Below are 13,301 nucleotides of genomic sequence, written 5' to 3'. Positions count from 1 at the left end.
TTTACTGTACTTGCTTATAATACGCCTTCTTGGCTTATTTAACCATAGATTAACGTGTGTAAAAAACGAACTATGCCAACACCCGAGCTAAAACAGTTATTACTTAATGATGTACTCGTTGACTTTACTGCCTTAAAAGTGAAAGTGGCAGGGCGTTGGTGCGCGGTTGAAGCAAAGCAATTGATGTTGCTAAAATTATTACTTGAGCATCAAGGCCAAGCGGTTCCTCGTGATATAATTATGGATAAGATTTGGCCAGAAGTGGTGGTCAGTGATAACTCGGTGAGCCAGCTGGTCACCCAACTGCGTAAAAGTTTAAAGGATGATAAAAACACCGCGCTCTTTATTAGAACTGTCCCGCGAGTTGGCTATCAATTAATAGCACAAGTAAGCGATGCCCCGACATTATTAGACAAAGTCACACCAGCAACGCCACGTACATCCGTTTTATTTATTACGCTTGGATTAATTTTTGGCACCATCATTACACTTATTAGTCAGTATTTACTTGCACCTAAAGCGCCGAGTTTAAATTATGAGTATCAATCACGGATCACCTCAGCTCCTGGTGCAGAAGTATTTTTACGTTATTCCCCAAATGGTAGATATTTAGCGTTTAGCCAGTCAAACGAGCAGCAAAGTCAGTTTGATTTGGCGGTTTATGATCAACAAAGTAAAACTGTCCACAGTATTAAAAACTCAGGTTATTCTGAAGAAGCGCCAGTATGGTCTCCGGATGGTAAATGGCTGGCATATTTTAGATATGATCCACTGAGCTGCGATATTCGGGTGATCCCTGTATCTAACGCAATTGAAACGTGGCGTTTGAGTCCCGAGTTTAAATTGACCCGCTGCCAACAACGCCACGGCCCAACCAAACTACATTGGGTTGATGAGAATACGATTTACACCACTCATTGGCAGGATGAGCAGCCACGGCTAGTAAAATATACCTTAGCATTTACACCTACGCCAACTTTATTAGAGCAGCAAATCGTAGGGGATTTTAAACCAATCACTTTTGATATTAACAAGCATAATAAAATGCTGTTACTGGAAAAAGATCAAGGCTGGTTTAGCGTTAGTGAAGTTGATTTAACACAATCACTTAAGCGTACTGAAATAAAGCGCAGTCGTCATAGTCATGCGCCGTTATTATTTGACAGTGAAGACAATTATTATTGGCTCGGGGATGATGCATTACGCCGTTATGACTATCAAGGTAATGAACAACTAGTTCACCAACCGCTAGGCTTTGTTGCCGATTTAGCGGTTAACCCGCAAACAGGCGATATTGCCCATGCTGAAGGACAAGCGCGCGTTAATTTGTATCAAATTGAACTCGATTTTACTCAGGATTTGCCTCAGATCCGTAATGCTGTACAACTGTCATCGTCGGCACGAATGGATATTTTACCTGCGGTATCCCCCGACGGGCAGCAAAGCGCGTTTATTTCATTACAGCGTAGAGGGATCACGGGCTTTACTCATATAGAAGTATGGCTTAAGCATAAACAACGTAAAACCGCGAACTTGATCGCTACTCTGCCCAGTGATATTACGCCAAAATACCTGCTTTTTTCTCCTAATGGTGACAACGTATTATTGGCTGACGAGCAACAAAATGTGTATTTGATCAATACTTTTTCGCGGCGCTTAGTACCAATAATTTCGGGTTTTGAGCAGCTTAATGCAGTGCATTGGTCGCCAGATAGTCACAGTATTTATTATCAAGTTAAAAAGCAGCAAAGCACGAATGAACAGGCACAATGGCAAGATTGGCGTTATGATATTCAGCAGATGAGTAACTCATTGGTTGCTGATAGCGTTAAGTTTGAAACCTTAGACGAAGAACATCCATTGTGGCAACTTAATAGCTCGTATTTAGAACATGATTTACACGTGCGAACTTATCTATCAGCGGTGTTAGAGCAGCAATTACCATTAGCGCAATTATTGCCATCACTTGAGTTATTTAAGCCTGCGGTATTTAAACATGGTATTTATTATGTACTCCGTCAAGGGCATCAATTATTGCTGTATTGTTATTTAACAGAGCAAAAGCGTAATGTGTTTATAAAAGAGCTTGGTGTTTATGGTTACGACATTGATATTAATTTAAATATCAGTAGTTCAACAGACGGGCGTCAAGTGGTATTTAGTCAAGTGGATGGCATTGAAACTGATATTCTATTACACAAAGCAGTTAAGGTAGTGTCGCCATAAATTGTTTGATTCGGCTTTGATCCCAGTTACGAGCATTCGCTTCTTTTAGAGCACTATTAGCCAGTTTTTTAGCGTGTTGCGGTTTATTACTAGCAGCTTGAATTCGCGCTTTTAGTAATAATAATTGTGGGTGTTCACTATCATCTATCAGTGCTGAATTTAAGGCGGCAGTTACTTGTTGGGCGGGCTTTTTTAACTCAAAAAGCAATAAGGCGAGATCGCGTTTGGCACTAAACAAGCCTTGCTCTGCTGCAGCTTTTAACCATTTTAAGGCCTTATTAGGCGCATAATCCACATGTTGGCTATTGAGTAACTCTCGGCCTAAACGGTATTGCGCATTAGCAAAGCCACTTTGTGCTGCGAGCACAATCCAATTCAATCCTTTTTCACGATCAACTTTCCCGTACTCGCCGCGAAGCATATTTGCGCCAATACGATATTGCGAATTAGCATAGCCATTGACAGCTGAACGCAGTAGTAATTCACTGTTAGCATTTGCTTGTTGCCAGTGATATTTCAATAATCTAGTTGCGTTGTAGTCGTCAGAACTTAGCCAATTGGCAATATAATATTGCACTAAGGCGTTACCTTGTTCGGCGGCATCAATTAAGTCTGAAATTTTTTCATTGTATTCACGTTGTTGGCTTTTGAAGCTTTGTTCATACTGTTTACCTTTATAGGTCGTAAAGTGATACAGTAGAGAACGGTTGTAATAGGGCAATGTTTGGCTATCACCTTGATATTTCCAACGTTTAACTGCGTTGATAATGGCTTTATCAAAGGTTTTTTCAGGGTATGAATCAATTAAGGAAACATCTGTTACTGCGCCGCTTTTATCAATATCAAACTCTAACCAGACCCAGCCTTCGATACCATTTTTATAGGCATGTTCTGGGTATTTTGGCTCTACAGTATAGCTACGTTGTGGACTCGCATGAGGGGCTGGACTGGCGTTTAACTCTGGCCGTAATTGTCGGTCATACCACTGAAAGCTGAGTTGTTTTAGCAGTGCATTATAGGCATCATCAAGAGGTTGTTGATTGTTACTCTGTCTGGCTATCAGCATTGCAGTATCGCGTGCATCAAGTAAGCCAAAATCTGCCGCTAAACTAAACCAGGCATAGGCTTGGGCTTTATTTTTTTCAACCCCTTGGCCATGTAAATGCATAACAGCAATATTGTAAATTGCATCGGCATTACCCAAATAGGCTAATTGTTGGAATTCGCGCTTCGCATCGTTGAAGTTTCCCTGATGGTAATCAAGAGTTGCACTCAGTAAGTCAGCTTTAGTCTGGAACACAAAAAATAGGCAAAGCAATACAATTAAGAATTTGTAACGACAAAATCTTGTTGTTTGTTTACTGTAATGACTAACTGTGCTTTCTGACACGTATTATGCTTCGCCGATGTTGATCGAGTAACTTTTTTACCTATTGATTGTACTTGTTTTGTTTATTATTACTAGCGCCTTTGTGCTACTAATAATGGTAATTTCCTAAGCATGAAAAAAAGCAGGCAGTCAAATGACTACCTGCTTTAAACCCCTGGGCATAGGGGCGATGCCGTCCTTGGCGAGAGTCGAATACCTGTGTTAGCTTGGAGTTCGACAAAAATGGATATTAAAAGTTAAAACGTACTCCGGCTACAAAACGACGACCATCCGCGTAAACACCGGTCAGTGCTTGTTGCACACCTTTTTCTTGATAGCTAAAGGTATGCTCGTCTGTTAAATTAATTGCCTCTAACACAAGCGCTAGATTATCGTTTACGTTATAGGTAAAGTTCGCATCCACCTGACCATAATCATCAACATAACCATGGCCTTGGCCAGAGTTGTAACCAGTACGGAAGTTATATGAAATACGGGTACTAAAGGTTTCTGTTTCATAGTAAGTACTTAAATTGACTGTGTGTTCAGAGTTACCTGGAATAATCGTATCATTGCCATCTGCATCTTTTGCTTCACCATCGACAAATGTGTAGTTAGCATTTAGGCCAAAACCATCAAGGATTTCTTGTTGATAACCAAGTTCAAGACCTTGGATACGACCCGATCGACCGTTAGTCGGGCGGTTTACTAAGATCTCAACACCTTCATGTATTTCAAGATTTGGTGAAACATCTAAGAAAGATTGAATATCTTTGTAAAATACAACAGCTGAGAATAAACCTGCGTCACTGAAATACCATTCAACCCCAGTATCAAACTGGGTTGCACGATATGGGTCTATATCAGGGTTACCACCGCTGCCTGTCTGTGTTTCGAGGTTATAAGAGGTTGAAGGAGTCATTGATGCATAATCTGGACGCGACATAACACGTGCTGCACTGAAGCGCAGTAGTACATCGTCATCTAAATCAATTGCTAGATTGATGCTCGGTAAAATATCAAAATAGTCACGGTCATCATTGGTCCATACTTCCGAGCCACTTTCACCTACATAGGCTGCCGTTGATTGCTGAGTTTGCACCAAACGAACACCTAAGTTACCGCGCATACCTTCAACATCTATATCTGCTTTGATATAACCTGCGGTAATTTTTTCTTCAACCTCAAAGGTACTCGCTTTGAGTACACGGTAGTTCCAATCAAGAGCATCACCTTCACGGCGAACTTTATCTGAGTCGGTGATTGCGTAATTACTCAGTGTACCGTCAGAGCCTAGGCCTGATAAATAATCTGATGGCATTGATAGCGAATAGTCTGCTAAGTTCCAGCCCAAATCGGTGCGGTTATCAGTGGTGTGTTTAGTATTAAAACGTGAATGGTCTCGGTACTTTAAGCCAAACTTAACTTTACTAAAGACAGCGATGTCAATTGGGCGCGTAAAATCAACTTGTAGGTAAGTTTCATCATCCTTGGCATTATTATTATCGTAACGTAAAAAACCTAGATCCCAGTTTTTACCATCAGCTGGATCTGCACCATAGCTAGTACGCACATCTTCTACATTTGAGGTGTCGAAACTATGTATATAGTTACCTTCCCAACCAACACTGCGATCAGCTTGCGAGCCGCCGCTGCCTTCGGTATATCCAACATGTACACTGGTCAACCATAAATCACCTTGGTAATCCGCTTTTAAATCGTATGACTTAGTGTTGATTTCAGAGTTACGTACTTTGGTCTCATCAAGAATATTATTAGCCGTCGGTGATAACCCTAAAGTCCCGCCAACGAGCATAGTACCAACTTGATCATTTTCTATTAATGTGACATCAGTGTATTGTGAGCCACCGTAACCAGGCAGCCAAAGAAAGTTTTGATTTTCATTATTTGCTTCAAGGGTCGAATCAAGGGCATTGAAGGTTAAATCTAATTGCTCAGTAGGTTGATACTGCACAGCTAAATTGATACCGGTACGGATACGCTCTTGTAAAAACATGGCAGAACCACCACCGCCTGGGCTGTATACGTCTTTGTACTCAGTACCATCTTCTAAGGTGATATCACGTTTTGCCCAGCTCCATGATTCAATACCATCACGGCGCAAATTACGCTGTTGGCGAACCAATGAAATAAGTGCACCGAAGGTTTCGTCTTCAGTTTTAAAGTTGTACATTGCAGAGAGTTGTGGGTCGGTTTCGCCTGAAATTTCACTGTATTGAGCAAGTACTGAGCCGGCAAATTTATTCGCTTCTAAATCAAGCGGCTTACGAGTTCGTACTATAACAGTTCCACCTATAGAACCTTCATCGATGTCGGCTTCAGGTGATTTATAAACTTCTAATCCAGATACAACTTCAGAGGGCAGCATCGTGTAGTTAAAACCACGGCTTGCGGCAGAGTTTGTCCACCAATCGGCAGAGCCAACAGCTTGGCCATTCAATAATGTGCGGTTTTGGCTCTCGCTCGTACCACGAATACTAACACGTTCTCCTTCACCAAAGTTACGGCTAATTGATACGCCAGTTATGCGTTGCAGTGATTCTGCAACATTTTGATCGGGGAATTTACCGATATCTTCCGCAGTTACTGCATCGACTATGGCATTTGAATAGCGTTTAGTATTTAGCGATTTAACAACGCTGCCACGAATACCACGAACTTGGATTACTTCAACTTCATCTGTGCTTTTAAGCTCGGCGCCGTGGGCTACCATAGGTAAGCTCAATGCCGATGTAATAAGTGATGCGCTAACTGCTAAATATAGCTTATTTATTTTTACTTTTAACATCCTCGATTCCCCTTGAATCAAAACTTTATTTTGTTGTATCAGATTGTGTATATGTTATTCGTACCTATGTATTCACTTTTAAGATCCGAATTGCATTTAAGACGCTGTCTACAAACTTAAGCTGGCAACTAAGGGAGATTAGTTTATGGCTACCTTTATTTGTAAAAGTAACCTGTACCAGCTTTGTTTGTGCCTCTATTAAACGCCTTTTTAAAAATAGAGTCTTGAATTTGGATGAATAGTTGTGAAAGTGACAAAATTGAAAATAAAATGATGCAGTTTGCTTTTTAATTTATTTATATCAATAGTTTAAATTTATTATTTATTTTTGTTTTTTAATAAATTAAGTTTACTCAATCTATTTTTTGATTTTAATTTTTACAATTCACAACTAGTGGATTAAAAAATGAAAGGAAAAAGGTAATTGAACAAGATTATTGGCATTAGTACACCCGACGTTTATTTAGAACGTTTAATTACGAGCGTATTTTTGTGGCTAAAAATGAGTGGGAAAATTATAAAGATCGATACAGGACGGATCTGATTATCTTAGATTTATTGAAAGTGCTTATACCAATCGTGTTAAGTTACTGACCATTTAGCTCGCTAGAATGGTTAAATATTTAAGTCGATTGGTATTATAACCCTTTAAGGTTTGATACTTAAGAAGAGTTGATCGCAGAGTTTTTTAGCAACTCATTAACGGCGAGTTAAGATTTCACGATAGGGAAGTAACTAAGAGCAATAGGTTCACGTTTACTTTTAAATTAAGCGCCTAGCAGGCTAGACACTTAATTGCTTTATAAACTCTTTTTCGGTGGGAGTGCAACGTTGGCAAAGATTAATCCAGCCACCAATGACATAAATATTAGGAAGGTTTGTTGGCCGATGTGCTCAGCATACACAAAGTCTTGCCCTTCAATTAATGAGTTTAGACCTATGTAGGTTTTGCTACCCGGAACTAATACAATCAAGCCTTGCATGGCAACAATTGAGGCAGGAGCGTTTGCTACGCGGTTAAATAGGTTACTAAATACACCCACCGCAAATGCACCTACAAATGTTCCTAAGGTGTAATCTAAATACATCGCAGAGCCAATACTGCTGCCATAAGCGATAAAGCCAGAGGCGATAGACCATGTAGCATGTTTTAGTTTGGTTCTAAAAATAACGATTAAGCTGCTACAGAGTAAAAAGATTGCCAACCAAGCCGTCCATTTAGGTAAAGGGTCAGGTTGTACGAAATCGGCTTGGCCGAATAGTGCAAAACCAATCGCAATGCCGATGAAGGCACCAAAATACAGTTTAAACAACAGCATAAAAGCATCCATCACACGCGCTGTACCAGAAACTAAATGCCGCGCTGCAAGTTCTGCTAGGCCCAGTGCTAATGCAAGCCCGGGTATAAACACAATAATCGCAGACAATACCACTAAACGAATATTAATCCCGACGTCTAAATGCACGCTTACAGCGCAGGCCAAAATAGCCGAGACTATCGCCACTAATGGCTCTAACATATGGCCTACGCGTTTTGAACGCGCTGACCACAGTACAAATAAGTAAACGACAGAGGTAAGTAGCGCTGACCAAAATACGTCATTCCAGCTGGTGCCCATCAGCATTGCAAATGCGCCGCCAGAGGTAGCAAAGGCAACCCCTGTGGTAAAGCGATTATACGGATTTGGCATAATAAAAATGGCGTCGAGTTGAACGTCAACTTCTTGTAGCGTGAGTTCGCCATTGAGCATTTTATTAACCAGATCATCGGTATCGGCTAACGACCCTAAATCGTGATCACCAGGATCAACACGGGCAACGTGAGTATATTCATCTTCATGGCCATCTGTCCAAATCACAAAAGTTACGGAAGTGGGTGACATTACAAATGAAGATTTAAGATCAAGGTAAGTAGCCACTTCCATTAAGTGAGCTTCGAGTCGATAAGCTGGGGTACCATACTTATGAAGCATCTTACCCAGTTTAACGATAAATTTGCGCTTTTCTGTAAACGTTGCGGTTTTCAAATTTGTATTGAGCCAAAATTTAAATTATTCAGTTAAAAAATATAGACAATACATCTAAATTTGCCTACCTAGTTTGGCGGGAATTTTAAACACTAATCACCGCCTGTCTAGTTTTTTTTATTTGTTTTTAGCTTCAATCCACTGTGCCATATATTGAGTGCTGCGCATTGTGTGATGTTTGAGCATTTGGCCTGTGAAATTTGCTTCGCGGTGAGCTTGAAATTGCTCTTTAATTGATTGAATTTTAATGATTAAATTATTAGATAAAAGCTGTTTGTCGTAGTGCGTTTTTAATATCGTATTACCGGCTGTTTGTGCCTGCGTAAATAAACTTTTATTTTGATACAGTGCCACAGCGGCATCGGCAAATTGCTGTGGCTCATTTTCAACCACACCACTCCAAGGTAAATCATGGTGCATGCCCTCACTACCAATTGTCGTTGTAACACTGGGTGTTTGCATGATCATCGCCTCTAACAGCTTTCCTTTAATGCCAGCACCAAAACGCAGCGGTGAGATACACACACGCGCACTTTCCATTACTTGATAAGCATCAGTGGCCCACCCTTTAATTAAAAAGCCAGTTTTAGGGTTATTGAGTGCCGTGGCTTTTGGTGGTGGGTAAGAGCCATAAATATGTAACTCAGCCTGCGGTAATTGTTTACGGATCAGCGGCCAAATTTGCTGTAAGTACAACACTGCATCCCAGTTTGGGGCGTGGCGAAAATTACCTATGGTCATAAAGTGTTGGCGTTGCTCAAACGATTTAGTTTGTTCAGGGAGTGAGCTTAAATCGACCATAAAAGGCAGATGATGCAATAAGTTACTGTCGACTTTAAATACATCAGCAAGTAATTGCATTTCAAAACTTGAGATAATCAAACTTAAATCACAGCGTAAAATAGCGGCTATTTCTCGTTTGGCGATGTCAGAATGTAAATCACTATGATTAAATGCTCGGTTGCTTTTATGCGCTTCATGGCGGGCATTGCGTAAGCATTGTAAATCTTCAGTATCAAGGATTTTTACTGCGTTAGGGCAATGTTTATCTACTCGCCAGCCAAATTGTTCTTCCATCATAAAACGGTCAAACATGACGATATCAGGGGCGTAGTTGATAACATATTCATCAAAACTTGCACAATTAAGGGCAATAGTTGCGCTGCTGATCCCGTAGTCATCCAGATTAACCATATGCTCGGTTTTTTGTGCGGGACTGGCAAATTCAACCGCCCAATTTTCATTTTTAAACGCTTTTAATAGCGACATCATATGAGTGCCGGCCGCTGATGAATTTGGTTCTGGCCATACATAGCCAATTACTAAGACTTTTTTCATTGACTTGAAGCTCTTACTTGCAGATGAACATCGACTAAAGTGCGCACCGCAGGGGTGCCTTGATTAAGTAATTCTTGCAGTACTTGGCAAGTATGCTTACCAATATCGTCTGCATTTATGGTGACACTGCTTAATGATGGAGACATTAAACATGAATCAGCTAAATCATCAAAACCGACTACTTTTATATCTTTACCGGGGATCAAACCATGTTGGCGAATGGCTTCGACGACACCGTATGCAATAACATCATTAAAACAAATAATTGCTTTAGTCGCAGGGTATTGCGCATACAACGTAGCAAAGGCATCGCGCCCGCCTTGACGGTTCGTGGCGGCGGTGATCGTTGGTTTGTCTTGATGGATATTAAATTGCTTTAAGGCACTGTGAAAACCACTTAAACGTTCATGATGATCAGAAATATCATTAGTTCCACCTATAAAAGCAATATCCTCAATACCTTGTTGTAAAATATGGCTAGTGGCTAGATGAGTGCCTTTTTTATTGTCCGGTAATATTGTCGGGGCGGCACAAAAAGGCACTTCGCGCATAATGTGAATGACCGGGAAACCACTATTGATAAGTTCATCAACCCACTGCTGGGTAGTTCCCGGGGCAGGGCACATGATAAATGCGGCAACATTATATTCTTTGAGTGTTTTAACAACTTGTGTTTGGCGCTCCACACTTTCGGCGGTGTTCACTAACATCGGCAGCATGCCAAGGGTATGAATATGGTTTTCAAGTCCTACCGCTATTTGCGCAGAGTAAGGGTTAGTTAAGTCATTAATAACTAACGCCACTAAATTAGAACGGCGACTTCTCAGTGCTGCCGCATCTCTATTATATACATAGCCAAGCTTATCAATGGCATGTAATACTTTTTCTTTGCTTTTATCACTGACTTTGTCACTGTGTGTAAGCACTAACGACACCGTTGACTTAGAAACTTGTGCTTCTCTGGCAACGTCAAAAATAGTTATTTTATCGGTTTTTTTTTTCATTTTAATGTATGCGTCAGCAATTGCTTGAACGAAGGATCCAGTTTAACGCAGTTTGAGCTAATAAGTCATCTATCGGCGTTATTGAAGGTAGAATCGTAAAAACTTTATGAATGTTGCAAAACATGTTTATATACAGGAATTAATAAAAAATACCAAGGATACACTATGAAAAGCATGCTGCTTTTATTCGCCCTCTTATTGAGTGTTGGCTTTAGTCATTTTAGCCATGGCGCGCAGGGGTATCAAACCCCATCAAGTGATTTAGCCGCGCTGGTTGATGCTAAATTAGCACCGAGTAGCTACCTATCTGCTGATGGTCAATGGTTAGCGCTGTTTGAGCGAAAACGTATTGAAACATTAGATGATTTAGCAAAAGAAGAATTGAAATTGGCGGGTATAAAGTTAAACCCGGCAAACTTTTCACGCTCACGTCCTCGCACTAAATTTAGTGCGTTACAAGTTAAACATATTGCGACTGGCGCTGTGATTACCGTTAATAATTTACCTCAAGGGGTGATCCGCTCACCTAAATGGTCAAGTAATAGCGAATATTTAGCGTTTATTGTTGAGCAACCAACTCAGGCGCAATTGTGGGTGTATAACGCCGAAACTAAACAAGCACGTCAGTTGTCAACTGTGGCTCTTAATTCAGTGCTAACAGCTACCCCTTATCAATGGTTACCAGATAGCACGGCAATTGTTGCTAACCAAGCGGTTAACCTTGGCAAGCCGAAATTAGTTAGTGATGCAAATAGCGTTGTGCCGGTTATTCAACAAAGTAGCGGTCAAAAAGCGCCAGCACGGACTTACCAAAATTTATTAACCAGCCCGTTTGATGAGTTGCAGTTTAAGTTTTACGGCCAAGGTCAATTAACTTATATTCCCCTGAGCGGTGTTGCGTTATCGATTGGCAAACCAGCACTATTTAAATCATTTTCGATCTCGCCTGATTCAACCAATATTTTAGTAGCCACTATCGACGAACCATTTTCGTATCAAGTACCCTATAGCCGCTTTGCGACAACGTGGCAGGTGCTTGGCATGCGTGGTTATACGTTAGCGCAATTGTCTAAACAGCCACTGGCCGACAACATTCCACAAGGTTATGACAGTGTGCGAACGGGTCGTCGTGATTTTCAGTGGCGTGATGACCAAGGTGCTGAGATCATTTGGGCAGAGGCGCAAGATGGCGGCGATATGAAAACCGATGTGCCGTATCATGATCATCTATATAGTTTTCGCTCACCTTTTAAACGTGAACCAAAACTATTTGCTAAACTAGAACGACGTTTTTCAGGTATTGAGTGGGCGAATGAAAACGTTGCGTTTCTAACCGAGTGGCGTTTTAGTGATCGCCAGTTACGTACCTATGTGATCCAACCACGCGATGCGGATAATAACCGCGTATTGTTTTCACAGCGCAGCTATAACGATGCTTATAAAGATCCGGGCGACGCTATTTATGAGCGAAATGATCTCGGTGTAAACGTTATTAAAGTGGTTGGTGGACGTTATATATTTTTGCGCGGTGATGGTGCGTCAGAGCAAGGGAATGTGCCATTTTTAGATCAGTACGACATTAAGACCAATACAACCAAACGTTTATGGCAATCAAAAGCGCCATATTACGAGCGAGTTCGTGCCATGCTTGATGATGAAGGTGAGCGATTAATTACTATTCGTGAATCTAAGACCGAACAACCTAACTTCTTTATTCGCGATTTAGATGCCGACACTCTGACTCAGCTCACTACCTTTGAGCATCCATACCCGGCGTTTAAAGGGGTGACTAAAGAACTTGTGCGTTACCAACGTGATGACGGTGTTGAACTCTCTGGTACGCTATATTTACCTCCAGGTTACGATAAAACGCAAGGTCCATTACCTGTATTAATGTGGGCATACCCACTGGAATATAAAGATAAAGCAGTTGCATCGCAAGTACGTGAATCGCCGTACGAATTTACCTACATAGGTTATTGGGGGCCAATGCCTTACCTCGCAAAAGGTATTGCTGTATTTGATGATCCGAAGATGCCAATCGTCGGTGTTGATGGTAAAGAGCCAAATGATTTATTTAGAAAGCAGTTAGTTGCAAGTGCCAAAGCTGCGGTAGATGTGCTGGTCGAAAAAGGCATTGCAGATAAAGATAAAATCGCCATTGCAGGCCACTCATATGGCGCCTTTATGGTAGCAAACTTATTAGCCCACAGTGATTTATTCAAAACCGGTATTGCCCGCAGTGGCGCCTATAACAGGACCTTGACACCGTTTGGGTTTCAAGGAGAAGAACGTGATTTTTGGCAAGCACAGGATGTATACGCCAATATGTCACCGTTTTTTCATGCTGAAAAAATTAACGAGCCGATGTTAATGATCCACGGCCAAGAAGACCCGAATTCTGGCACCTTCCCAATGCAAAGCGAGCGTATGTACGCTGCGCTAAAAGGTTTAGGTAAAGAAGCGCGTTTAGTGATGTTACCTTACGAAGCTCACGGCTACCGTGCTCGCAAGAGTTTACTGCATGT

7 protein-coding genes are annotated in these 13,301 nt (G+C 41.1%); 2 read left to right on the top strand and 5 right to left on the bottom strand.

What is annotated here, in order from left to right:
• Window positions 1-54: 54 nt before the first annotated feature.
• The gene (locus tag H5183_RS03045; protein ID WP_182734023.1) at window positions 55-2,226 is read left to right on the top strand and encodes a winged helix-turn-helix domain-containing protein; all 2,172 of its coding nucleotides are present in this window, start codon (window positions 55-57) and stop codon (window positions 2,224-2,226) included.
• Here the strand turns inward: H5183_RS03045 and H5183_RS03040 are convergent.
• From H5183_RS03040 to H5183_RS03020, 5 genes are all read right to left on the bottom strand, one after another.
• A complete protein-coding gene (locus H5183_RS03040; protein WP_182730908.1) occupies window positions 2,207-3,526 on the bottom strand; it encodes a TonB family protein in 1,320 nt (439 codons plus the stop codon). The genes H5183_RS03045 and H5183_RS03040 overlap by 20 nt on opposite strands.
• A 319-nt stretch (window positions 3,527-3,845) precedes the next feature.
• Window positions 3,846-6,404, bottom strand: coding sequence for a TonB-dependent receptor (locus H5183_RS03035; RefSeq protein ID WP_182730907.1), 2,559 nt, complete (start codon window positions 6,402-6,404; stop codon window positions 3,846-3,848).
• 800 nt (window positions 6,405-7,204) lie between these two features.
• Window positions 7,205-8,431, bottom strand: coding sequence for a threonine/serine exporter ThrE family protein (locus H5183_RS03030; RefSeq protein WP_149980016.1), 1,227 nt, complete (start codon window positions 8,429-8,431; stop codon window positions 7,205-7,207).
• Between the two features lie 117 nt (window positions 8,432-8,548).
• Window positions 8,549-9,769 carry a glycosyltransferase gene (locus H5183_RS03025; protein WP_182730906.1) on the bottom strand — a complete coding sequence of 407 codons (1,221 nt, stop codon included), beginning with the start codon at window positions 9,767-9,769 and terminating at the stop codon, window positions 8,549-8,551.
• A complete protein-coding gene (locus tag H5183_RS03020; RefSeq protein ID WP_145234263.1) occupies window positions 9,766-10,773 on the bottom strand; it encodes a LacI family DNA-binding transcriptional regulator in 1,008 nt (335 codons plus the stop codon). Before H5183_RS03020 ends, H5183_RS03025 begins: the two co-directional genes overlap by 4 nt.
• A gap of 174 nt (window positions 10,774-10,947) precedes the next feature.
• On the opposite strand from H5183_RS03020, the gene H5183_RS03015 reads away from it, so the two are divergent.
• A partial coding sequence (locus H5183_RS03015) for a prolyl oligopeptidase family serine peptidase (protein ID WP_259397095.1) occupies window positions 10,948-13,301 on the top strand: 2,354 nt, incomplete at its 3' end.

Origin of the sequence: Pseudoalteromonas sp. SR44-8 (assembly GCF_014163635.1) — a bacterium.
In the GTDB taxonomy this organism is placed as follows: Bacteria; Pseudomonadota; Gammaproteobacteria; order Enterobacterales; family Alteromonadaceae; genus Pseudoalteromonas; species Pseudoalteromonas rhizosphaerae.
Note: the sequence above shows the minus strand (reverse complement) of the source record. Positions and strands in the feature narration are given on the sequence as shown.